This is a genomic window from Paenibacillus konkukensis, assembly GCF_023523925.1.
In the GTDB taxonomy this organism is placed as follows: domain Bacteria; phylum Bacillota; class Bacilli; order Paenibacillales; family NBRC-103111; genus Paenibacillus_S; species Paenibacillus_S doosanensis.
Map to the genome: position 1 here is coordinate 7,825,142 of NZ_CP027059.1, position 21,842 is coordinate 7,846,983.

Consider the following 21,842-nt stretch of genomic DNA (forward strand, 5'->3'; position numbering starts at 1 on the left):
TTGTAAAATGCGCAGGATGCGTTTATATTTAAATATAGTTAGATAATCTAATTATATGGCAAAAGGGTGGACATATGGGAAGAAAGACGTCCAAGGATCAACCGACAGATCAGCGGCTGCCCAGGCTGGGCGTTGAGCCTTATTTACAGTTGATGGGACGGACGGCCGCGCCGGAGACGGATGCGAAGTCCGCGCATATGGGGCTTGTCATGCTTTGGCTTAGCGATCATATTCTCGATGTGATGGATGAGGAGTTGGCTTCCTACGGCATTACCGAAAGCAAGCTGGATTTGCTGCTGCTGTTAATACTGCACCAGGATAAGGGAATGATCACGCCGTCGGCGATCGCGGCCCGCTTGGGGATTCGCCGGGCTTCGGCCACAGCTCTGCTGGATTGGCTGGAGAAGCGCCAATGGATTGCCCGCGAACAGAGCGACCAGGACCGCCGGATGATCCATGTCAGCATCACGCCGGAGGGAAAGGAATTGGTAGAACGGCTGCTGCCGGCGTTCTGGCGCACCTGCGCTTCGCTGGTGGAAGTGCTGGAACCGGAAGAACGCGCGGTTTTTGAGAAGGTGCTGCTTAAGCTGAACGATACAATAGAGAAACGGCTGGACGCAGGAAGATAAATTTTTTTGCACATATAGTTAGATTGCCTAATTACAATAAACGGAAAATGAGGTGCTTTATGCTGCAGTACAGTAGGCAAGAGGAGGCCGGTCGGCCTTATACACGGATGACGGTCATTTTAAGCTGGACCGGTTTGGCGGTCATGTCGAGCTTGTACGTTACGATCCCGTTAATTCCTTTGTTTGCGGAGAAATATGATCTGATGCCCTCGCAAGCGACCGCCGCAGGAAGCGTATTTTCGTTAGGCTTTGCCGCAGGATGCTTGGCGTACGGAGCTTTGTCGGACCGATACGGCCGCAAGCGGGTCATTGTGCTCGGGCTTCTGGCGTTGGCGCTGATTTCCCTGCTGCTTGGAACGGTAGACCGGTTCGGATGGATCGTGGCGCTTCGGGGGCTGCAAGGTGCTGCAGCGGCGGCGTTTTCTCCGGTTGCGCTCGCTTATGCCGTGGAGATGTTTCCGGAGAGCAGGAGGGTCACGACGATCGGGTTTATTAGTACGGGTTTTCTCGTAGCCGGTATCGTCGGTCAGGTGCTCAGCGGTATGATAAGCCCGCATTACGGCGCGAGCGCGATATTTTATGTTTTGGCGGCGGTGTATGCGCTGACGTTTGTTCTGGTGCTGAGGCTGCTGCCTAATGGCGACATAATCCGCCCGCAAGCTTCCATCCTGGAGCCTTTGAAACAAATCGGGCCGGTCATCCGCCAGAAAAATCTTCTGCTGGCTTATTCCGTCGCGTTCGTCCTGCTCATGTCGTTTGTAAGTATGTACACGGTGTTAGGCAGCTATTTGAGCGGTTCGGATTTTGGATTGGATGCCGGGCATATTTTGGCGATCCGGTCGCTGGGGATTATCGGGATGATGGTCTCACCTTTTGCGGGAAGACTGGCCAAACAGTTTCGCGTCAGAAGCGTGCTGTTCGGAGGGCTGCTCATATCCGTTATCGGGCTGCTCGTTATGGGCTGGCTCCATCAAGTATGGCTTATAGCGGGCACGAGCGTTCTTTTTGCAGCGGGCATCGCTCTTGCGGTCCCGTCATTGGTCGCGCTTGTAGGCCGCCTGGGGGGCGCGGCCCGCGGGATAGCGGTGTCGGTGTATACGTTTATTCTTTTTGCCGGAACGAGCGTGGGGCCGGTGCTATCCATCGCTTTGATGAACGCGGGAAGCTATGCTTTTACGTTTACGATGCTTGCGTTTGTCCTGGGCGCCGGTCTGCTGGCTGCATTCTTCATTCGGGAGCAATAGCTGCAATATGGGAAAAAGCTTGCTTCGCTAAAAATTATAGAGGAAGAAAACTCTTTTCAAAACGCTTCGTTTCATATATAAAGAAATGGAGGATATGATTTCCAAATGCGACAGTCGGCGTTTTTTACCCCCTTTTAAAAGCCTGGTGAAAAAAGAGCGGAGGGACCATTTGAGTCTGGAAAAGCGTAAGCGATCGCCTTTGAAAACGGATTCTCTCCATAGAAAAATAGGAAAATAATCCAAAGAATCCGATTTCAACAGCGATTGGAGGATCAAATGGACGCCGCAGCGGACTTTTTCACCACCCTTTTAGGAGTCTGTCCGACGAAACAGGAAAAGCATAGTTTCGTCGCGAAACTTAACTGTAATCTGTTTATCTGGTAAAAAAGGGTGTGTGGTTAATGGCAAAATTTAAATCTTACTCCACGGAACAAGGTGAATTGTTTCCGATGTATTTGAGCGATTGGATCCCTGAAGATCATTTAGTGCGGCTTGTTAGCGACATCGTGGATCAGTTGGATCTCACGGTCATGACAAATCGGTATTCCCATCGCGGAGAAGAAGCCTATCACCCCGCCATGCTTTTGAAGTTATGGTTCTATGGCTATGCTACGGGTGTGTTCACCTCCCGGACCCTTCGTCAGGCTATGGATGAAAATATTCCTTTTCGTTGGCTATGTGGCGGCCATCGACCGGATTTCCGTACGCTCAGCGATTTTCGAAAAAATAACCTCGAATCATTACCGGGACTTTTCAAACAAGTGGTACACATCGCCATACAGCTAGGGTACGTGTCCCTCGGTCATGTCAGCATCGATGGTTCGAAGCTGAAAGCCCATGCATCGAAGCATAAGTCGATGTCGCGAGATCGGATGAACCAGGAAATCGAGCGTCTGGAAAAGGAAATCCGCGAAGCTCTCGAGCAAGCCGGCCAGATAGACGACCAAGAGAACGAAGAGCCCCTTTCGCTGTTGCCGGAATCGGTGACCAATCGCCAATCCCGACTTGAAAAAATCAGAGAGGCGCTCAGACAGTTGGAAACTCGCAAACCGGTAGAGGAATCGAAGACACCGGACAAAGATCAATTTAACTTTACCGATCCAGATTCCCAAATCATGGATACGAAAACCCAAGGCGTCATCCAAGGATATAATCCGCAAATTGCCGTAGATGCGGATCAGGGATTCATCGTCGGACTGCAGATGAACTCTAGCAGCAGCGACCAACACCAATTCCAGCCGGTGCTCGGTTCCATCCGCAACATAACGGGAAAGGTGCCCGAGAAAGTGAGTGCGGACGCAGGGTACTTTAGTGCGGACAACATTCAGGCGGCGACGAAGGCCGAGACCGACGCCTACATCGCGGCAACCCGTGAAAACAAGCAGCACGGGAATCCGTACGATAAAACCAACTTTACGTATATCCCGGAAACGGATACCTATGTGTGCCCAGCGGGACAAACGCTGATCCACAAGTACACATACTATGAAAAGGATCCTCAAAAAGCGACTCAATGGGTGTATATGAGCGATGCCTGCCTGACCTGCCCGTTTCAAAAGGACTGCGTTAAGTCCGGATCCGGTAAACGAAGGGTCAAACGCAATGAAGGCGATCCGATCCGAGAAGCCATGAGAACCAAAGTGCAAAGCGATGCCGGTAAAGACATTTACCGGTTACGTAAAGCCATCGTGGAACCCGCGTGGGGGCAAATGAAAGAATGTCAGGGCTTTCGTCAGTTTCACCTCCGTGGCGAAGATAAGGTTGAGGGTGAGTTCGTCCTTTTGGCTTTAAGCTATAATTTAAGAAAGCTTCATTCTGCCAGATATCCCAAACCATCCACGGTGTATAAACGGGAGAGGTCTGCCCAAAAACGTAAAAAAGCGGCGTAACTCCCACAAAGGCAAAGAAAGACACAGTGATTATACTCAAATCGTGATGAAAAATCATTTGAAAACCGAGTCTTACTCCGAAGGGACCTACAAAAGTAACTCCGTCGGACAGACTCTTAGAAGCCCGGTGAACAAGCGGCCGGAGAGCGGGTAGAGCATTGGAACAGCTATACAAACGGAGGAGAAGATGCAATGAGTATCATCAGCAGCAAAATCGGAGCCGTGTTCATTCCGGTCAGCGACATTGTCAAGGCAAGAGAGTGGTATTGCGATCTGCTAGGCTTGGAGCCCGAATACAAGATTCACGCCGGGCATTTATGCTGTATCCCGATGGACAACAACGGCTTGAACATCGTGCTGGACAGTAATGTTTATTCGGAGGAAACATACTTCCGCACGCCTGCGTTCCATTTTAATACGGAGGACATTCAAGCGGCCTACGATTTGATGCAAAATCGCGGGATCGAGCTGGTTACCGGAATCGAAAACGGGCACTGGTTCAATTTCAAAGATCCCGATGGGAACTGCCTGATGATTTGCAAATGCTAGGGGATTGCAGGCTGACGGGGGTTCGGCCCGGCTGCAGTGAGCTGAAGGCCGCTTGGAGCTGTGAAAGGTATCGCAGCGAAAGGCTGCTTAGAGAGTTCGAGCGAATCCGCAGCGAGAAGTTCGTCGACGACCGCGTTGTCTTGGGATAAGGTTATCGCTGTCGGGCCCAATCGGCACAAGCATACAAAGCGCATCGCTGTCTTACGGATAGCCGGTGCGCTTTTTTGCTGCTTGGGAATATGAGGCGGGTCTCCGCTGAGGCACCTGGAGCCGCGCGGTGGTGGTCAACCTCTAACCAGCCGCAGTTGCTCGCTTGCCCCCGCATGCCTAGCTCCGATGCTGGTAGCCGTTGCGGTATTTGGCCGGGGAGATGCCGGTATGCTGGCGGAACACCCGCAAGAAGTAGTTATAGTCGGCGAACCCGACCTGGGCGACGATTTCCTTCAGAGGGAGATCCGAGTGCTGCAGCAGCGATTTGGCTTTCTCGATTTTGATCCGGTTGGCGTATTGCAGCGGCGTCATGCCGGTATGCTTTTTCAAGCATTTGGATAAATAGTCGATGTGGAAATTGAATTTTTTGGACAAGTCATCGAGCCGGAACGGTTCGGAGCAGGTCGCATACAAGTATTGAACGATTTGCTCGCTCAGCTTCTGGCTTCGCGAATACGTTTGCGCGCGCAGCCGTTTTTGCAGCAGGACGAGGAACTGGCCGAGCAGCGCCTGCAGCTGCAGATGATTTTCGGGGGAAAACCGGCTGTGCAGCTGTTTCATCTGATCGAGCAGCGGGAATGCTTCGTCGGGCTCCACATGGGCGAATTTGGGGAGGTACATCAGCTGACGATGCGGCTCCTGATCCCGGTAAGTGGGGGAAGGGGATACCGCCGTCCATTGAATATCCTGGGCGTGTACGGTGCGCAGCGGGCTGGAATGCAGGAAGTGCAGGTAATACAGCTCGGTTCCCGCCGGGCAAGGTCGATGACCTCTATGCAGCCGGTGCGGCTCCAGCACGAGAAAACCGTTCTCGCCGATCTCGTAAGGAACTTCGTCCTCGGTCATATAATAAGCGCCGCTTTTCACCAGAATCATGTCGTACAGCGGAAAGCTCCTCTCAAAATGCTGCGTTCCTTCCCGCGGCTTCGTATGGCCGACGGTGATATATTGCGGCATCGGCGGTATTTGCAGCTCCAAACAGTCCACTTGCGCAGCCTTCCCTTCAAAATAAATTGAAAGCGTATAATATTTCATACAAGAATTTATTTTACCCGTTAAATAATGATAAAATCAAGTAGTTGTACATAACAGAAAGTCTGATATTGTACTTAAATCGAATGATATTTTCTCTAGGTCCCCGGCGCCGCTTATGTTTAAATGAAGGAGCATACAAGATTGCCGAGCGATGAACCGAACATTTTTTCCAATGAAAAGGCGGGTGGGGATTGTTTGAGAAGTTCATACCGATTATGGCTGGCGCCGCTGCTAACCTTGTCTATCGTATCCGGCTGCAGCTCCACTGACACGTCACCGGGCGATAAGTCGAAAAAAGAAGAAGCGGTGCAAACCGAACCGGCCACGATCAAAATCGCGGTCAGCAACAATATGTTCACGGAGGAGGATTTTGCCAAGTACATTACGGAGCCGGTTAAAAAGAAGTATCCGTACATCACGGTGGAGAGGATCAATACGTCCGAAAAAGGGAGCAGCATAACCGATCTTCTCTCCGCGGGCACAACCCCCGATATCGTCGGCTATTATCCGGGGAATCTGAGCGCGATCAATGATCTCGGTTTGACGTATAACATCGAGGATTTGATCAAGAAGCACCGGTTCGATGTGAACCGGATCGCTCCGGAAGTGTTGGAAACGATCAAAATCGCCAGCAATCAGAGCTATTTGGTAGGCTTTGCCGCTTATCATAACCCGTTCGGGTTATTTTACAACAAGGACGTGTTCGACCGGATGGGCATTCCGTACCCGCAGGACAACATGACTTGGGACGATCTGAGGGATTTGTCGATCAAGATGACAAAGATGGACAACGGCGTGCAGTACCGCGGGCTATATGCGGATTTCCTGTACCGCGGCGCGCGGCAGCTGGCGTTGCCTTATGTCGATTTCCAAACGAACAAATCGCTGCTGAACACGGACTCGTGGAAGGAGCTGTTCCAGCTGTGGGAGAGCTTGTACGACATTCCCGGGATGACGGCCGGCGATTACAAGACGCTGAACTACGGCAAAAACGAGCAGGCGTTTATCAAAGGCGAGCTGGCCATGCTGGCCGGCTACAGCAATACGCTGAATGCGCTGAAGAAAGCGCCCGATGTAAGGTGGGACGTCGTCACTTACCCGTCCAACAAAAAGGCGCCCGGCGTTGCCCACCGCGTAGACAGCCCGATTCTCGCGATTACCGCGCAAAGCCCGAACAAGGACGCGGCGTTTCAGGTGCTGGAGACGATGATGTCCGACGAAGTGCAGACCGACATGGTGCGCAACGGGCGCATGACGGTGCTCACCTCGCAGAAGGTGAAGGATGAGTTCGGCAAAGGCATCCCCGAATTTAGCGAAAAGAACCTGATCGCGATGACCAAGCCGAAGATGGCCGTCATTACGCCGATCAAATATTTGAACGAGGGCGAAGTCGATAAAATAACGAGCAATGCGTTCCAGGCCGTTGTCAATAAAGAAAAAGATATTAATACGGCGCTGCGCGAAGCCGATGAATTATTGAACAAGCATATCGAGGCGCAATTGAATAAATAAAAACAGACCCGATTGGAGAGAATACCATGTCTGCAACGATTGAACGTTTAAGCGAAAAACTGCTTCCGGCTCCCGTGAACGGCGGCTTCCGGATGGAAGGCTACTGGGTATGGTGCGGATCGGTAATTAAGGGCGAGGACGGCCGCTTCCATATGTTCGCCTCCCGCTGGCCGCAAACGCTGCCCATGCATCCCGGCTGGATTATGGCTTCGGAGATTGTGCGCGCCGTATCGGATACGCCGGAAGGGCCTTACGAGTTCCAGGAGGTTGTGCTGTCGGCCAGAGGCGCCGAGTACTGGGACGGCCGGAGCACGCATAATCCGCATATTACGAAGTGCGGCGATACGTACCTGCTCTACTATATGGGCTCGACCCATCCGCTGCCGGAGCCTGCGCCGGGCGAGATCGTCGGTCTTGACGATCCGCGCTGCATCGTAGGGCGCGCCAACAAGCGGGTCGGTCTGGCGACGTCGAAGAGCGTGTTCGGTCCGTGGAAGCGCTCGGACAGCCCGATCCTGCCGACGCGTCCGGACAAATTCGACAGCTTCCTGACGTCCAACCCGGCGCCGTGCGTGCATGAAGACGGTTCGGTGCTGCTCGTATACAAAGCGAGGAAATATGAAGGCCATGTGCACGGCAAGATGACCATTGGCGTGGCCAAGGCCGCCCATTACGAGGGCCCCTATGTGCGGAATTCCGATGAGCCGCTGTTTTCGCCCGAGCGGTTCCATATCGAGGACCCGTTCATTTGGAAAACGCCGAACGGCTACGAGCTGATCGCCAAAGATATGGAAGGGACGATCTGCGGCGAAAAGCACGGAGGCGTGCATGCGTACTCCAAGGACGGACAGCAATGGGCGTTCAGCGAATCGCCCAAAGCGTACTCGCGAACGGTCGCTTGGGAGGACGGCACCGTGCAGACGATGGGCAGTCTGGAGAGGCCGTTCCTGCTGTTCCAGGACGGAAAGCCGACGCATTTGTTCGCCGCGGTCGCGAACGGCCCGGGAGGGTTCCAGCAGGCGACGCGTACGTGGAATATGTGCATCCCGATCGGGGAGTAGAAGATAAGGCGGAAGCTTATCCGCCGCATCATAGGCAAGCAGTTATCCGCCAACCGGGTAGCTGCTTGTTTTGTTTTAACCGGAGCACAGGTATTTTTCAGGAAAAAGTAGGAATAAACGGGGACGGCGGAGAATAGGTGATGAAAGCGTAAACAGTAATGCTTATGCCAGGTAATAACAGCTTCAACCAATCCGTTAAAAGGAGGTCGGACCGATTGACGACGTATCATACGGTCATGATGAAGCCGCAGGACAAGGTGGCCGTCGCTTTAAGCCAGATTCCGGCAGGAACGACGCTTACGGTCAGCAGCCAGGGCAAGGAACTGGAGGTTACGCTGCTGGAGACGATCGAGTTCGGTCATAAATTCGCCGTCGTGCCTATGGAAGCGGGAGACGATATTATCAAGTACGGCGAAGTGATCGGAGCCGCCACCCGCAGCATACGCCGCGGCGAGCACGTGCATATTCACAACCTGGAAGGCAAGAGAGGAAGGGGAGACAGACATGAAGCCATCTGAATCGCTTCGCAGAACGTTTTGGGGATACCGCAGGCCCGACGGGGGTGTCGGCGTCCGCAATCATGTGCTGATTTTGCCGACGATCGTCTGCGCCACGCAGACGGCGGCGAGGGTGACGGAGCTTGTGCAGGGAACCGTCAGCTTCATCCATCAGCACGGCTGCGCCCAGGTCGGGGTCGATTACGAGCAAACGTTCCGCACGTATGTCGGAAGCGCCGCCAATCCGAACGTATACGGCGTCATCGTGCTCGGGCTCGGCTGCGAGACGCATCAAGCCCGCAGCGTTGCCGCGGAGGTGCGTAAAACCGGCAAGCCGGTGGAAGTGATCTCGATACAAGATCACGGCGGCACGCTGTTCACGGTCGCCGAAGCGGCCCGCGCCGCGGCGCGAATGGTGCAGGAGGCGTCGCGTCAGCGGCGGGTGGAATGCGACTTCGGCGAGCTGATCGTAGGCACCGAATGCGGCGGCTCCGACGCCTGTTCGGGCTTGTCCGCCAATCCTGCCGTCGGCGTCTGCAGCGACCGGATTGTCGATCACGGCGGCACGTCCATTCTCGCCGAGACGACGGAGCTGATCGGTGCGGAGCATCTGCTGGCGAACCGGGCGGTGGACGACCAGGTGGCCAAGCGGGTGTATCAAGTGATCGAGGCGATGGAGAAGCGGGCCTTCGCGATGAACGTCGATATTCGCACGGGCAATCCGAGCCCCGGCAATATTAAAGGCGGCATCAGCTCGCTGGAGGAGAAATCGCTGGGCGCGGCCAACAAGTCGGGAACCCGCCCATTGCAGGAGCTGATCGATTATGCGGAGCGCCCGACCCGGCGCGGATTGGTGTGGATGGATACGCCCGGCCATGATATCGAACAGCTGACCGGCATGGTAGCGGGAGGCTCGCAAATCGTGCTGTTTACGACGGGCCGCGGCACCCCGACGGGCTCGCCGATCGCGCCGGTGATCAAGATTGCGACGAACACGAGCATTTTTGAAAAAATGAACGATAATATCGATCTGAACGCCGGGACGATCATTGACGGTACGGAAACGATCGAATCGGTAGGCGACCGCATCTTCGAAGAAATTATTGAAGTTTGCTCGGGCAAGCTGACCAAATCGGAAATATTGAAGCAGCATGATTTCGGAATATGGCGGATCGGACCGACATTCTAAACTTAATGCCTGGATGACGGGAAGCCCAAGACTTAGGTCGGGGAGCCGGCCGGTCTCGGGACGGTTTATAGAATTTACGCAGCAGCATACAATAAGGGGAGTTTATGTCAGAAATCGACAATCCTAACCGACAGGTGCTGCTGCTATGCTGGAATCTTATTTATTCCCTATCCGCTATGCTCTGCTAACGTTTCCGCTGGCCGCGCTGCTGTTCACGCTGCCGTTTCTTATCGTCCAATACCGCAAATACGGCTATGTGAACGGTTTTCGCGGCTTTGCGATGTACGCTTTGCTGCTTTATATGATTACCGCTTATTACTTGGTCATTTTGCCGCTGCCGGATACGGTTCATACATGCACGGGCCCGGGCAAATCGTACATTCAGCCGGTTCCGCTGCAATTCGTCAACGATTTCTTGAGGGAGACCCGCGTACGATTCGATCAGCCTTCCACTTATTTGCTGCTCATTCAAGAGCGTGCCGTGCTGCAGGTTGTGTTTAACGTGCTGCTGCTCGTTCCTTTGGGGCTGTTTCTGCAATATTATTTCCGGCGCAGCGGTTGGCAGACGGTCTCCGCGGCTTTAGTGCTTTCGCTGTTTTTTGAAACGACGCAGTTAACCGGTCTGTACGGTATTTACGATTGCCCTTACCGGATATTCGACGTCGACGATCTGCTGCTGAATACGCTCGGAGGCTGGATCGGCTACGGAATGGGCCGGTTGTTTGCCAGCCGGCTGCCTGATATTGGACAACTGGACCGCAATGTGGATTTATCCTCCAGGCGTGTCGGCTATATCCGCCGCTTCGTTGCTTTCCAGATCGATTGGGTGGTTCTGCTTCCGTTTGCGGCGTTTTTGCTCGTGGTGGGGCGTCCGCTGTATATGCTGGCGTTCGTGCTGATATATTTTATCGGCGTTCCGTATGCGACGAACGGTTATACGTTCGGCAAATATATCGTCCGAATCCGTCTGAAAGGACAGCATGAGCATATCCGGCTTCAGGAGCTGCTGATGCGATACGGACTGCTGTATGCCGCAATCGGCGGCCTGCACGTTCTGACGGCGCTGGCCGCCAAACAAGCCGTGCCGGACGACATGGCCGTTTTCCTGGCGCTATTCACGCTAGGGATCGACATCCTGCTCGGCTTTCATCTGCTGCGCAGGTTATACCGCCGCGATAAAGGCTTATTTTACGAAGCGATCAGCAGGACGAAGCATATTATCGTATAAATGATGCAAGCTCAGGCCCAAATGCAGCCTGGGCTTGTTTGCTTGAACCGGGTCGGACGCAGGATAATAGGACAAAAAAATGAAATTTTAAGCGCTTTTCGACATGGTTTTATATAGAATCGAGCTATTCATTGTACTAGAATGAACAAAACGTCAAGAAAGACAGCAAAGGAGAGCAATAAGCCTATGGAAACGTTCCGCAATCCGGTTTTACCCGGTTTTTACCCTGATCCGTCGATTTGCAGAGTAGGAGAGGACTATTATATGGTCACCTCCTCTTTTGAATATTTTCCGGGAGTTCCCATCTTCCACAGCAAAGATCTCGTTCATTGGCGGCAGCTCGGCCATGTGCTGGACCGCCCGTCGCAGCTGGATTTGGATGAAACGCCGTCCTCCAAAGGCATTTACGCCGCAACGATCCGGCACCATAACGGCATCTTTTACATGATCACGACGTTCGTCGTCAGCGCCAGCGGAGCCCGCCGCAATTTTTACGTAACCGCCGAGAATCCCGCCGGCCCCTGGTCCGACCCGCATTGGCTGCCGGACGCGCCGGGCATCGATCCGTCCTTGTTTTTCGACGAGGACGGCAAGGCGTACGTGATGGCGAACCGGATGCCGCCGGAAGGACAGTCGTATCCGAAGCATATGGAAATTTGGCTGCAGGAGCTCGATCTGGAGCATCATCGGCTCGTCGGGCCGAAATACAGCTTATGGGACGGAGCGCTGAAGCAGATTCACGCGCAGGAAGGCCCGCATCTATACAAAATAAACGGATATTATTACCTGCTAATCGCCGAAGGTGGGACTGGCTTCACGCATTCGGTGACGATCGCGAGGAGCGAGTCGATAACGGGGCCTTACGAGAACTGCAAAATGAACCCGATCTTGACGCACCGTCATCTGGGCAGAGGCTATCCGATCACGAACGTAGGTCATGCCGATATCGTCGAAACCGAGAACGGCGAGTGGTGGATGGTGTGCCTCGCTTCGCGTCCTTACGGCGGGGACTTTCGCAACCTGGGCAGGGAGACGTTCCTCGTTCCGTTCCGCTGGGAAAGCGGATGGCCGGTCGTCAACCCGGGCAAAGGCATCGTCGAGCTGGAGCTGCCGCGGCCGAATCTGCCCGAGCATAGATGGCCGTCGGAGCCGGTTTGCGACCACTTCGAGTCGTCCAAGCTGGGGCTGCAGTGGAATTTTATCCGCACGCCGCGGGGCGAATATTGGTCTTTGACGGAACGGCCGGGATATTTGCGGCTGAAGCTGAAGCCCGAGCGGATGACGGAATGCGCCAATCCGAGCTTCGTCGGAAGACGTCAGCAGCATATGAATTTTGCCATGCGGACGGTTATGGAATTTAAGCCGCGGCGCCGGGGAGAGACGGCGGGAGCGGTTCTGCTGCAAAACCAGGACTATCAATTCCGGATGGAGTACGCTTATACCGAAGCTAGGACCGTCATCCGTTTGGTGGAGCGCAAGGCGGGCGAGGAGCGGCTATTGGCGGAGCGTCCGGTAGATGCGTCCAGGCTGTATTTGAAGGTGGAAGCGGTAGGTCAAGCTTACCATTTCTACTACGGCACCGAGGCGGAAGTATGGCACACGCTGGCCGAGAATGCGGACGGCACGATCTTGAGCACAGATGTAGCCGGAGGCTTTATCGGCGCTTATATCGGGCTGTTCGCCAGCAGCGAAGGGCAAGCGAGCGAAGCTTACGCCGATTTTGACTGGTTCGAGTACCGCGAAATTTAACAAGCGAAGGGATGACGCGCAGATGACAACGGCAGCTCAGCAAATCAGGGAACAACTTGGTGAAATGGACTCATTGTTCGGCGATTTTTTCAAGTGGCTCGCAGGCCAGTACGATCCTGCCTCCGGAGGATTCTATTATGCCCGCAGCTCGTTCGATATGGAGAACTTTATTCCGGATATCGAATCGACGGCGCAGGCGGTCAATATTTTGATCCGATCCGGCTTATTCGATGCGCTTCCTCAGGAGACGAAGGAAAATATCGCGGCATTTTTCCGCAATAAGCAGGACCCGGATTCCGGTTATTTCTATGATGCCGATCCGAATATGCGCAAGGATGAGGTTATGGTAATGCGCGCTTTGGGCTACAGCACCAACTCGCTGCATCGTCTGGGCTCTGCCCCGCTGTATCCGCTGCCCCATCAGGTACAGGAGAGACCGGACTATCTGCGGTCGCCGGAAAGTTATGTGGAGTGGCTGAAGCGGGTCGATCTGAGCAACAGCTGGAGAGGCTGCGATTTTATGGGAACGCCGAACCATCATATCGCCAAGTTCGAAGAGCCGGAGCGGAGGGAATTTATCGAAGCGGGCGAGCGTTATTTCGCCTCGATTCAAGACCCCGAGACCGGTTTATGGGGCGAAGGGAACCGTTACATCCGCATATCGGGAACGTTTAAGCTCAATGCGTTCTATTCCCGTTTCGGCGTTCGCACGCCGAACATCGACCGGATCTACCGGACGATCTTAAGCTGTCTTCGCGAAGACGAGGCGCGAGATATGTGCTGGATTCGCAATCCGATCGATCTGCTCGGCACGTTCCGGCAGGAGCTGCGTATTCCCGAGGAGGAATTGGAGGAGATTATCCGCATTACCGTCTCCAACATGCGCAAGCTATTGCGGCCGGACGGAGGCTTCTCCCGCGAAATTCATCAATCGCCGCCTGCCCCTAACGTAGCCCAGGTGAAAGAAGGCGAATTCTATTCGTACATGCCTGCGCCGGTGCCTATCGGCCAAGGGCTCGTGGAAGGGGATATGAACGCGGGAACTCAAGCGCTGCTTATTCGCGAGTATTGCCACAAGCTTGCCGGCGTGGAGCATCGTCCGCTTGCGTCGGCGTCTCCGGCAGCGTTTCTCGACAATATCGGCCGCCGCTAAAAGTATGGTAAAAAAGGGCGGAGGGGCCATTTGAATCTGGAAAAGCGTAAGCAGTCGCCTTTGAAAACGGATTCTCTTCATAGAAAAATAGGAAAATAATCCGATTTCAACAGCGATTGGAGGATCAAATGGACGCCGCAGCGAGCTTTTTCACCACACTTCTAAAGCTAGCAGAAAAGGAGCTTACAGTGAACAGCAGAACGTATACGAACCCTATCCGGCCCGGATTTCATCCCGATCCGTCGATCGTGCGGGTCGGCGAAGATTATTATATGGTCAATTCCACGTTTCAGTTTTTCCCGGCTATCGTCATTTCTCATTCGCGGGATTTGGTCCACTGGGAATATATCGGCCATGCGATCACCGAAAGCGATTATATTCAACTATCGGATTTGCCGGACTCTTACGGGATTTGGGCGCCGGATATCGCTTATCATGAAGGTACATTTTATATTATGGCTACGCTGCGTCTGCACGGCTCGGGTCGGCGCAATATTCTGATGCATTCGGACCGGCCGGAAGGACCTTATTCGAAGCCTGTAACAATCAACGAAGAAGGGCTCGATCCCTCCCTGTTCATTGATGACGACGGCAGCCGTTACATGGTGTTCGGAGGCGGCGGCGCCAAGCTGCTGAAGCTGAAGGACGATATGTCGGGCGCCGAGGGCGAAACCGTCTTTCTATGGCCGGGAACGGGCAAGGCTTCGCCGGAAGGGCCGCATATTTTGAAAAAAGACGGCTATTACTACATCATTTTGGCCGAAGGCGGCACGGAGTACGGTCATTGCGTCACGACGGCGCGTTCCCGTTACCTTACAGGGCCATATGAATCGTGCCCGGATAATCCCGTTCATACCCAGACCGACCCCGCTGCGGCGATTCAACGCGCAGGTCACGGGAAGCTGGTTCAGACGCAGCACGGCGAGTGGTGGATGGTGCATTTGGCGGGAAGACCGGTAGCCGGAAACTACTGTACGCTCGGTAGGGAAACATGTCTGGAGCCGGTTCGCTGGACGGCGGACGGCTGGTTCGAGGTGAACGAGGGGCGCGGTCCGAGCGTCACACAGAGAGCTCCGCAGCTGGAAGAGACGGTCTATTCGTATCCGGCGCTGGATGATTTCGACGAGACCGCGCTGCCGCTGCATTGGCAGTTTGCGAGAAACCCCGACGAGGCGAAGTGGTCGCTGACCGAAAGGCCCGGCTGCGTGCGTCTATGGACGGGTGAAGCGGATATCGATACGATCGAAGCCCGCAATGTGCTGGTGCGCAGGGAGCAGCATCACCGCTACAGCGCGAGCATGAAGCTGGAGTTTCGGCCCGAGCGGGACGGAGAAGAGGCCGGACTCGTCTGCTATTACGACACCCGCTGCTTCGTGAAGCTGTGCGTCGCTCAAGATAGCGGGCTTAAGCTCAAGCTGATCGAGCGCCGGGCTTCGGTGACCCGCGAGCTGCAATCGGCGGCTATCGGCCAAACGGAGGCGAAGGCGATCTACCTGCAGGTTCGCGTCGATCGCGATGTCCGCAGCTTCTACTATAGCGGCGACAACGAGAATTGGGTTCTCGCCGGGCGGATCGGCGACGCCGTATTCTTAAGCGACGAGGGTACGATGGAGAAAAAGGCGTTCACCGGCACGATGGTCGGCTTCTATGCCGTGAGCGGCGGATCGGGACGCAGCATCCCCGCGGATATTGACTGGTTTCATTACGTGCCGGAGCCGCCCGCCGCGGGCGAGTAAGTACCGGAATTGTGGCCAAACAGCGGCCGGGAGAGCCGAGAGGGAGCTGGAAATAACGTCGGCGCTCGTCCTTGTAGACGGAAGCTTTTTCGTTTAAAGAATAGATTCCCGCATGTGCATTTATGCTTTTTCTTATAGAAGGAGACAGCCGTTGAGGCTGTCTTTTTTTTAGGAAATGATGCGCAGCAATATCCTGTGGAAATCCGGGTTCTCCCCGAAAGTAAAGTCTACACGTCACTTTTGGGGGATTTGTTCCCGATCGGGCTGTAGAAATAACTGTTAATTTATGGTACGTTTAAAGAAACGGACATGCGTCCCAGACTCGTGTTCCTAATGCAAGGAGGACTCATTGGCTAATGAAGATCATTCTGGCAAGACACGGCGAAGACGAGAGCGGCTATCGCGGCGGCTGGAGCCCGAGGGGCTTGACGGCGGACGGCATACTTCAATCGCGGAAGCTGGGAGCGTACCTGGCCCGGCATCAAGCCGTCTTTAACATCAATACGATCGTCAGCAGCGATCTGCAGCGTGCGATGGAAACGGCGCGCGAAGCGGCCGCAGAGCTGAAACTGCCCGTCATCTATTCCTCCGCCTGGCGGGAGATGAATAACGGACTGCTTGCAGGTATGCCCAATCCGGAAGCAGAGCGGCGGTTTCCGGGCGTTTATTTCAACACGCTGCGGATGGACGAGCCGTTCCCCGAAGGCGAAAGCCCGCAGCAGTTTTATACGCGAATCCGCGGCGCATTCGAGCACTTGCTCTCCCGGCTCGAACAGGCGGAGCTGGAAGCCAATGTGCTGGTCGTAACGCACGGCGGCGTTATCAATGTGATCTACTACCTGCTGTCCAGATTGGACTGGACGAACAAGGCTCCGTTTCATTCCGCCGGCAGCACCGGCCTGCATATCGTTGAGCGGACGGAAGAGGGTTGGACCATTACCGGCAGGAATGATAGGAAGGAATTAATACACATATGAAGAAATTATCGGAATACGAAAGACTGACTATCTTAAGCAAATTCATTGAAACATTTGCGAATGAAGAAAAAGTAATGCAAGGTCATTTAATATGGAACTCACTCAAAAAAAAGCCCCAAAGAGTAACTTTTGAGCAGGCAATAAATATAGATGAACAAAAAGAATTAATATTCTATTTAGAAAGACAAAAAGAAATGTACTCTGTAAACCCTTGTGATGTGAAATCATACTTTGAGAAAGTAGAGCCTTGGATAGAAACTGATGCGTATTTATTTGATACTACTCTTACTTGGATGACTGCATTTACTCATGAGGACGTTGTATTGTATCAGCAAGTCTAATATAAAAGAGTAATTTTAATAAAGGATGATGAAAATGGAGGAAAGCGAAGTCAAACTAGTTGTTGGGGAAATAAATAAATTCATCCAGAAAGAACTTTGGTTTGACTTTAGTGCACAGCAATATATCAATGACAAATTGACAATTACTGGTGGGTTAAGTCGTTCATATCCACCCGTGATAGAGATTTATTTCGATGAGGTCTTTTTTTGTCTTACTTCATACAGATTGGAATACTGATACGTCAAAAACAATTTTACCCTTCTTGAAGGGGAAGAAGCAAGGTCAATAAACCTAATGTTTCAAGTGGAAATTGGCAATAACTTATTTAGATTTACTCCAGAAGATTGTCAGAATGATTTCGGATGCTTAGTAGTGGCAAGGAAAATCTCATATAAAATAAATGAACTATACACTCTATAAAACATGGATTTCTTATGCAACTGGATTCTTGATACAATTTTTGGCACAGGCATCTTGATTTCAGTGGTTTAGGAAATAACAGTTTGTAAGTTAGAAGGGAACATATTAAAGCGTATATATTTCTTTATTCTAAATTGCAGTCTCTTTGATTGGATGAACGGTCCATACCCGGATTTCAGTATCACGTAATTGAATTATTCCATATTCGTCTGTTATGCGATCCTGAAATGGTGAAACGGATTGATACCCGGAAGCTTGATATTTAACAATCGCTATGAATAAATTGTAACGGGCCGCAGCCGTTAACAAGCTGCAGCCTTTTTCTCGTTCAAGCCCCCCCTTACATCGAGTAATCCTGCTCCTGCCCTACCGGATGGGGGACGCTGTTCCGGTTATGCTTGCGGTAGCGGAGCGGGGTCATGCCGGTAACTTTTTTGAACGTCGTGTTGAAATGGGCGACATGCTCGAAGCCGGTTTTCTCGGCGATCGTCAGCACTTTCTCATGCGACTCGCGCAGCAGCCGCTGCGCTTCCTTGACCCGGATGAGCTGCAGGTACTCCCTGAAGTGAAACCCGGTCACCTTTTTAAACACGCGGCTTAAGTACGAAGTGCTGATATAAAATTGCTTGGCGGTCTGCTCCAGCGTAATATTTTCCTGAAAATGATGGTTCAAATGCGTGGCGATTTCCGATATTTTCTGATGCATCGGATGGGCGTACTGCAGCGGCTCCTGTTTGGCCTCCGTGCTCTGCCGGAAAATCTTGATCAAGAGTTGGCTCATCAGCGACTTGATATATTCGACGTAACCGTCCTGCTGATTCTCGCATTCCGTCAGCATTTCCCGGATCATCTGCTCGACGACCGGCTGCTCTTTCATTGAAAACCGGACGAGACTCGAACCTTGCGCGAACGGGAGGAAGCGCACCAGCGTCTGGGCGCCGCCGGGCGGCACGAACGTCTCCTTGAAATTAATCAGGATGCGTTCGAATTCCTGCACCTCGGAGCTCGTCGTTCTATGTACGTCGTAAGGGTTTACAAGAATCATGTCGCCGCGTCGGGCGGTATAGATGTTGCCGTTAATGAAGTAAGTCCGTTCGCCTTGAAGCAAAAAGTAAATTTCGTAAAAAGGATGAAAATGAGGCGTCGACATCGTCGAAAACCCTTTACGATACATGTATTGGATGGAAAAAGAGTCGTTCTCGATATAATATTTGGGTCCGAAAATGTCCGGCAAGAAAGGCGCCTCCTTTGCAGACAAAGTGTATATCCATTCTAACATTTCCGGCATCGGTATGGCGATGCGAAACGAAATTTTTATGGACGAGGGCAGCTTTGCCTATTTTGAGAAAAGAGTCTTGACAAAAGAAATAAATATGTCATAATGATAATATCAAATCGACAATATAAAAAGAAACGGTCAGGTGAAGCGGATGGATTCCCAAGACAACGAAACGACCTACCATGCCGGCAAATATCGCACACCGGACGGAGCGCCTGCCGACATCGTCATCTTCACCATCACTTCAACGGAAAAGCAGGGGACGAAGAAATCGCTGCCCCATCGGGAGCTGCAGCTGCTGCTTATTAAGCGGAAGCAATGGCCGTTCGCCGGACAATGGGCGCTTCCCGGGGGGTTCTCCAGGGAAACCGAGACGGTTCACGAATGCGCGCGCCGGGAGCTGCTGGAGGAAACGGGGGTGGCCGATGTGCACCTCGAATATTTCAACGTGTACAGTACGCCGAAGCGCGACCCGCGGGGTTGGATCATCTCTCATGCTTTTTTTGCCCTGGTGAACGAGAAGTACTTGGAGAAGCGGAGGGCGGCGGACGATGCCGCGGAGGTCCGATTATTCCCCGTGCGGGAGGCGCTTTCGATGGAGCTTGCTTTTGACCACCGGCAAATCGTGCAGGACGCGTTGAGGCGTATCCGCGAAAAGATGCTGACGACGACGATCGCCAAGCAGTTTTTGCCCGGGCAATTCACGATCGGCGAGCTGTACCAGGTGATTCAGACGGTTTGTCCCGATTTTGAAGAGCCGAACTTTATTCGCAAAATTACTTCCACCCAGAGCCGCAAAGGGCTGATTGAGGAAGTGAAGGATGCCGCCGGGCAGCCGCTCATGTCGAATAAATATTCCCAGCGCGCGGCGCAGCTGTACTGCTTCACGGGACTGGAGCCGCAGCTGTCGATTTACAGCTAATCCCACTATGATAAAAAAAGGACGGTGCCAAGATGAAAGCTCTTATTGTAATTGATTATACGGTGGATTTTGTCGTAGGGAAGCTGCCTTGCGGCCAGCCGGCTATCGACATTGAGGAACGCATTGCGGAGCTTACGGAAGAGTTCGTTCAGAGCGGGGATTTCGTCGTCATGGCGGTAGATTTGCATGATGAGAACGATCCGCTGCACCCCGAGTCGAAGCTGTTTCCGCCCCATAATATCCGCGGCACAAGCGGCCGCGAGCTGTACGGCAAGCTGAAGCCGGTGTATGAAGGCAGCCGGGAAGCGATCTATTGGATGGATAAAACGAGATACAGCGCTTTTTGCGGGACCGATCTGGAGCTTAAGCTGCGGTCGCGGGGCATCCGCGAGCTTCATCTCGTCGGCGTCTGCACCGATATATGCGTGCTTCATACGGCGGTCGACGCGTATAACAAAGGGTTCGACATCGTCGTTCACCGGGATGCGGCAGCCAGCTTTAATGCGGCAGGGCATGAATGGGCCCTGGGGCATTTTGAACATACGCTCGGCGCCAGCGTGGTAGCCAAGTTTTAACCCGGCTTAGAAGAGGGAACACTGATTGGAATCCGGACGGATTCTGGAATAATTCGATAACGATATGACGAACTGTGGATGGAGTGATCGGCATGACCTACGATAACTTGACTTTGCATACGGATAAATACCAAATCAATATGATGTACGCGCATTGGATTCACGGCACGCTGAATCATAAAGCGGTGTTTGAAGTTTTTTTCCGCAAGCTGCCGTTCGGCAACGGATATGCGGTGTTTGCGGGACTCGAGCGGATCGTCCGCTACGTGAACAGCCTTCACTTCGACGATGCGGCGATTCAATATTTAAGCGAGCAGGAGGAGCAGTACGATCCGGCTTTTCTCGATAAGCTGCGCGGGTTCCGCTTTGGCGGCAATATCAGCAGTGTAGAAGAGGGCACGATCGTATTTCCCAACGAGCCGCTCATCCGGGTGGAGGCTACGATCTTCGAAGCGCAGCTTCTGGAGACGGCGATGCTGAACTTCATGAACTTCCAGACGCTGATTGCTACGAAGGCTTCCCGTATTAGACAGGTTGCGCCGGACGATACGCTGATGGAGTTCGGGACGAGAAGGGCGCAGGAGGCGGATGCCGCGATCTGGGGGGCGCGGGCCTCGTATATCGCCGGGTTCGACGCTACGTCGAATATGAGGGCGGGCATGCTGTTCGGCATCCCGAGCAAAGGCACTCATGCCCATGCCTGGGTACAGTCCAACGATTCGGAGGAAATCGCATTCGAACGGTATGCGGAGGCGCTGCCCAATCAGGTGACGCTGCTGGTCGATACGTACGATACGCTGAGAAGCGGGGTTCCGAATGCGATCAAAATCGCCAAACAAATGGAACTGAAGGGGAAACGGATGGGCGGTATCCGGCTGGACAGCGGCGATTTGGCTTATTTGTCGAAAACGGCGCGGACCATGCTCGATGAGGCGGGACTATCGTATGTCGTTATCGTAGCTTCGAACGATCTCGATGAAAATATTATTTTCAACTTGAAGGCGCAGGGCGCCAAGATCGATAGCTGGGGTGTAGGAACACAGCTGATTACGGCCGCGGATCAGCCGGCTCTGGGCGGCGTATATAAGCTGGTTGCCCGGGAGAAAGACGGTGAGCTAGTACCGGTGATCAAAATTTCCGGAAATCCCGAGAAGGTATCGAATCCCGGCAGGAAGGACGTATTCCGGATCGTCAGTCGCGAAACGGGTAAAGCCGTGGCCGACTACGTGGCGCTCACCGGGGAGAACGAGGTACAGCAGGGCAAGAAGCTGAAGCTGTTCGATAAGGTGCATTCGTACATTTACAGATACGTGGATAATTACGATGCCAAGCCGCTATTGACGCCGATCTTCGTTGACGGCCGCCAGGTGTACGAACTGCCGACTTTGGACCAAATTCGCAGCCATCACCAGCAGCAGCTCGCCTTGTTTTGGCCGGAGTACTTGCGCAAGCTGAATCCCGCCGAATATCCGGTCAACCTGAGCACGACCGCGTGGGAACTGAAGATGGATTTGATCCATCAGTACCAAGCGTAATGTTTTGCCCCAGCCCGACGATCGGAAGCCGCTTGGCGACCGGGATGTCGGGCTTTCGTATATTTTTTCCAGGAATATAATAAATGTGTTGATAACGCTTACCTAACGGCT

General features: G+C 53.2%; 20 protein-coding genes. 18 read left to right on the plus strand and 2 right to left on the minus strand.

The window, feature by feature from the left end; genetic code table 11:
• Positions 1-74: 74 nt before the first annotated feature.
• The 4 genes from SK3146_RS34250 (at position 75) to SK3146_RS34265 (ending at position 4,311) form a co-directional block, all read left to right on the plus strand.
• Positions 75-629 (plus strand): MarR family winged helix-turn-helix transcriptional regulator, encoded by a 555-nt coding sequence (locus SK3146_RS34250; protein ID WP_249862996.1) that lies wholly within the window; start codon positions 75-77, stop codon positions 627-629.
• 59 nt (positions 630-688) lie between these two features.
• Entirely contained in the window at positions 689-1,873 is a 1,185-nt protein-coding gene (locus tag SK3146_RS34255; protein WP_249862997.1) for an MFS transporter, read from the plus strand.
• A 401-nt stretch (positions 1,874-2,274) separates the two neighbouring features.
• Positions 2,275-3,762 (plus strand): IS1182 family transposase, encoded by a 1,488-nt coding sequence (locus tag SK3146_RS34260; protein ID WP_249862998.1) that lies wholly within the window; start codon positions 2,275-2,277, stop codon positions 3,760-3,762.
• Between the two features lie 192 nt (positions 3,763-3,954).
• Positions 3,955-4,311 carry a VOC family protein gene (locus SK3146_RS34265; RefSeq protein ID WP_249862999.1) on the plus strand — a complete coding sequence of 119 codons (357 nt, stop codon included), beginning with the start codon at positions 3,955-3,957 and terminating at the stop codon, positions 4,309-4,311.
• Between the two features lie 327 nt (positions 4,312-4,638).
• Here SK3146_RS34265 and SK3146_RS34270 read toward each other — a convergent pair whose 3' ends face one another.
• Positions 4,639-5,508, minus strand: coding sequence for a helix-turn-helix domain-containing protein (locus tag SK3146_RS34270; RefSeq protein ID WP_249863000.1), 870 nt, complete (start codon positions 5,506-5,508; stop codon positions 4,639-4,641).
• A gap of 243 nt (positions 5,509-5,751) precedes the next feature.
• On the opposite strand from SK3146_RS34270, the gene SK3146_RS34275 reads away from it, so the two are divergent.
• From SK3146_RS34275 to SK3146_RS34320, 10 genes are all read left to right on the plus strand, one after another.
• Entirely contained in the window at positions 5,752-7,068 is a 1,317-nt protein-coding gene (locus tag SK3146_RS34275) for an ABC transporter substrate-binding protein (RefSeq protein WP_249863001.1), read from the plus strand.
• 26 nt (positions 7,069-7,094) lie between these two features.
• Positions 7,095-8,129, plus strand: coding sequence for a glycoside hydrolase family protein (locus SK3146_RS34280; RefSeq protein ID WP_249863002.1), 1,035 nt, complete (start codon positions 7,095-7,097; stop codon positions 8,127-8,129).
• Positions 8,130-8,344: 215 nt separating this feature from the next.
• Positions 8,345-8,647, plus strand: coding sequence for a UxaA family hydrolase (locus tag SK3146_RS34285; RefSeq protein WP_249863003.1), 303 nt, complete (start codon positions 8,345-8,347; stop codon positions 8,645-8,647).
• On the plus strand, positions 8,634-9,815 hold the full coding sequence (locus tag SK3146_RS34290; protein ID WP_249863004.1) for a UxaA family hydrolase: 1,182 nt from the start codon (positions 8,634-8,636) through the stop codon (positions 9,813-9,815). The genes SK3146_RS34285 and SK3146_RS34290 overlap by 14 nt, the downstream gene beginning before the upstream one ends.
• Positions 9,816-9,960: 145 nt before the next feature.
• Positions 9,961-11,043, plus strand: coding sequence for a VanZ family protein (locus SK3146_RS34295; protein ID WP_249863005.1), 1,083 nt, complete (start codon positions 9,961-9,963; stop codon positions 11,041-11,043).
• Positions 11,044-11,229: 186 nt separating this feature from the next.
• Positions 11,230-12,792 carry a glycoside hydrolase family 43 protein gene (locus SK3146_RS34300; RefSeq protein ID WP_249863006.1) on the plus strand — a complete coding sequence of 521 codons (1,563 nt, stop codon included), beginning with the start codon at positions 11,230-11,232 and terminating at the stop codon, positions 12,790-12,792.
• 22 nt (positions 12,793-12,814) lie between these two features.
• Positions 12,815-13,945 carry a prenyltransferase/squalene oxidase repeat-containing protein gene (locus tag SK3146_RS34305; protein ID WP_249863007.1) on the plus strand — a complete coding sequence of 377 codons (1,131 nt, stop codon included), beginning with the start codon at positions 12,815-12,817 and terminating at the stop codon, positions 13,943-13,945.
• Positions 13,946-14,133: 188 nt separating this feature from the next.
• The gene (locus SK3146_RS34310; RefSeq protein WP_249863008.1) at positions 14,134-15,681 is read left to right on the plus strand and encodes a glycoside hydrolase family 43 protein; all 1,548 of its coding nucleotides are present in this window, start codon (positions 14,134-14,136) and stop codon (positions 15,679-15,681) included.
• A gap of 356 nt (positions 15,682-16,037) precedes the next feature.
• Positions 16,038-16,658: a histidine phosphatase family protein gene (locus tag SK3146_RS34315; RefSeq protein ID WP_249863009.1), complete on the plus strand. Its 621-nt coding sequence runs from the start codon at positions 16,038-16,040 to the stop codon at positions 16,656-16,658.
• Positions 16,655-16,999, plus strand: coding sequence for a hypothetical protein (locus SK3146_RS34320; protein WP_249863010.1), 345 nt, complete (start codon positions 16,655-16,657; stop codon positions 16,997-16,999). The genes SK3146_RS34315 and SK3146_RS34320 overlap by 4 nt, the downstream gene beginning before the upstream one ends.
• Positions 17,000-17,760: 761 nt before the next feature.
• On the opposite strand, the gene SK3146_RS34325 is transcribed toward SK3146_RS34320, so the two are convergent.
• A complete protein-coding gene (locus tag SK3146_RS34325) occupies positions 17,761-18,645 on the minus strand; it encodes an AraC family transcriptional regulator (protein WP_249866528.1) in 885 nt (294 codons plus the stop codon).
• Here SK3146_RS34325 and SK3146_RS34330 point away from each other — a divergent pair.
• From SK3146_RS34330 to SK3146_RS34345, 4 genes are all read left to right on the plus strand, one after another.
• Positions 18,644-18,802 (plus strand): hypothetical protein, encoded by a 159-nt coding sequence (locus tag SK3146_RS34330; RefSeq protein WP_249863011.1) that lies wholly within the window; start codon positions 18,644-18,646, stop codon positions 18,800-18,802. The two genes, SK3146_RS34325 and SK3146_RS34330, sit on opposite strands and share 2 nt — an antisense overlap.
• A gap of 48 nt (positions 18,803-18,850) precedes the next feature.
• Positions 18,851-19,621 carry an NUDIX domain-containing protein gene (locus SK3146_RS34335; protein WP_249863012.1) on the plus strand — a complete coding sequence of 257 codons (771 nt, stop codon included), beginning with the start codon at positions 18,851-18,853 and terminating at the stop codon, positions 19,619-19,621.
• A 32-nt stretch (positions 19,622-19,653) separates the two neighbouring features.
• Positions 19,654-20,196, plus strand: coding sequence for a cysteine hydrolase family protein (locus SK3146_RS34340; RefSeq protein ID WP_249863013.1), 543 nt, complete (start codon positions 19,654-19,656; stop codon positions 20,194-20,196).
• A gap of 92 nt (positions 20,197-20,288) precedes the next feature.
• Entirely contained in the window at positions 20,289-21,731 is a 1,443-nt protein-coding gene (locus SK3146_RS34345) for a nicotinate phosphoribosyltransferase (RefSeq protein WP_249866529.1), read from the plus strand.
• Positions 21,732-21,842 lie beyond the last annotated feature (111 nt).

Coding starts and splice junctions, on each gene's coding strand:
- SK3146_RS34250 (WP_249862996.1), top strand. CDS start 75: ATGGGAAGAAAGACGTCCAAGGATCAACCGACAGATCAGCGGCTGCCC.
- SK3146_RS34255 (WP_249862997.1), top strand. CDS start 689: ATGCTGCAGTACAGTAGGCAAGAGGAGGCCGGTCGGCCTTATACACGG.
- SK3146_RS34260 (WP_249862998.1), top strand. CDS start 2,275: ATGGCAAAATTTAAATCTTACTCCACGGAACAAGGTGAATTGTTTCCG.
- SK3146_RS34265 (WP_249862999.1), top strand. CDS start 3,955: ATGAGTATCATCAGCAGCAAAATCGGAGCCGTGTTCATTCCGGTCAGC.
- SK3146_RS34280 (WP_249863002.1), top strand. CDS start 7,095: ATGTCTGCAACGATTGAACGTTTAAGCGAAAAACTGCTTCCGGCTCCC.
- SK3146_RS34290 (WP_249863004.1), top strand. CDS start 8,634: ATGAAGCCATCTGAATCGCTTCGCAGAACGTTTTGGGGATACCGCAGG.
- SK3146_RS34295 (WP_249863005.1), top strand. CDS start 9,961: ATGCTGGAATCTTATTTATTCCCTATCCGCTATGCTCTGCTAACGTTT.
- SK3146_RS34300 (WP_249863006.1), top strand. CDS start 11,230: ATGGAAACGTTCCGCAATCCGGTTTTACCCGGTTTTTACCCTGATCCG.
- SK3146_RS34305 (WP_249863007.1), top strand. CDS start 12,815: ATGACAACGGCAGCTCAGCAAATCAGGGAACAACTTGGTGAAATGGAC.
- SK3146_RS34315 (WP_249863009.1), top strand. CDS start 16,038: ATGAAGATCATTCTGGCAAGACACGGCGAAGACGAGAGCGGCTATCGC.
- SK3146_RS34320 (WP_249863010.1), top strand. CDS start 16,655: ATGAAGAAATTATCGGAATACGAAAGACTGACTATCTTAAGCAAATTC.
- SK3146_RS34330 (WP_249863011.1), top strand. CDS start 18,644: ATGTCCGGCAAGAAAGGCGCCTCCTTTGCAGACAAAGTGTATATCCAT.
- SK3146_RS34335 (WP_249863012.1), top strand. CDS start 18,851: ATGGATTCCCAAGACAACGAAACGACCTACCATGCCGGCAAATATCGC.
- SK3146_RS34340 (WP_249863013.1), top strand. CDS start 19,654: ATGAAAGCTCTTATTGTAATTGATTATACGGTGGATTTTGTCGTAGGG.
- SK3146_RS34345 (WP_249866529.1), top strand. CDS start 20,289: ATGACCTACGATAACTTGACTTTGCATACGGATAAATACCAAATCAAT.